Source organism: Vreelandella zhaodongensis, assembly GCF_013415115.1.
Lineage (GTDB): Bacteria > Pseudomonadota > Gammaproteobacteria > Pseudomonadales > Halomonadaceae > Vreelandella > Vreelandella zhaodongensis.
On record NZ_JACCDD010000025.1, the window covers coordinates 1 to 1056 of the forward strand.

1 protein-coding gene is annotated in these 1056 nt (G+C 56.2%); it reads left to right on the forward strand.

Annotated features, from left to right (window positions below; all coding sequences use genetic code 11):
• Positions 1–1056, forward strand: a 1056-nt coding sequence (locus tag HZS79_RS16710; protein ID WP_179928420.1) for a biotin/lipoyl-containing protein, incomplete at both ends; no start/stop codon positions are given.

A 1056-nucleotide genomic window follows, 5' to 3' on the forward strand; every position in this document is an offset into this window, starting at 1 on the left:
TGGAGTCGGACAAGGCCTCCATGGATGTGCCCAGCCCACACGGCGGTAAGATCGTTGCGCTCACGGTGAAAGAAGGCGATACCGTCTCGGAAGGCGACGTGATCGGCCAGATGGAAATCGCCGGCGACGGTGGTGATGTCTCAGCTGACGAAGATGCACCGCAAGAGCAAGCTGGCAGCCAAGCCAGCAGCGCGCCGGAAGAAGCGGCTGTTGAAGAGTCTGGCAGTGGTGAGCCTGAGCGCAAAGAGATTCGCGTACCTGATTTGTCAGGCTCTTCTGACGTGCCGATTATTGAAATTGGTGTTGCGGCAGGTGATGAGATCAACGAAGAAGACCCGCTGATCACCCTGGAGTCTGATAAAGCGTCGATGGACGTGCCTAGCCCTTACAAAGGCAAGCTCTTAGAGCTTACCGTAAAAGAGGGTGATACCGTCTCTGAAGGCGATGTGATTGGCTATATAGAAGTGGCAGGTGCCAAGAAAGCTGCACCTAAACAAGCAGCGCCTGAGAAAGCCCAGTCTTCTAGTGCCAGTCAGTCAAGTACTAGTCAGTCAAGTACTAAGCCTTCAGCTTCACCAGAAGGTACGCCTAGCCCAGAAGCGCAGATGGCTTCCCATAAGCCTCGCGATGGCAAACTGGTTCATGCGGGCCCTGCGGTACGTATGCTGGCTCGTGAGCTTGGCGTTGATCTTGGTCTTGTTAAGCCCAGCGGTCCGAAAGAGCGCGTGCTGAAAGAAGATGTGCATGCCTACGTGAAGCAGGCGATTGCCAACCAGGGGAAAGCACAAACAGCGGCTACTCCTGCGGCGAGTAGTGGCGCAGGTATTCCAGCGATACCGGAAGTCGACTTCAGCCAGTTTGGTGACGTGGAAGAGAAGCCGATGGGTCGCCTGCTCAAGATGGGCGCGACCAATCTGCACCGCAGCTGGCTCAACGTGCCTCACGTGACGCAGTTCGACGAGGCAGACATCACCGAGCTTGAGAGCTTCCGTAAAGCCATGAAGGCTGAAGCCGAAGCTCAAGGTGCCAAGCTGACGCCGTTGCCGTTTATGGTCA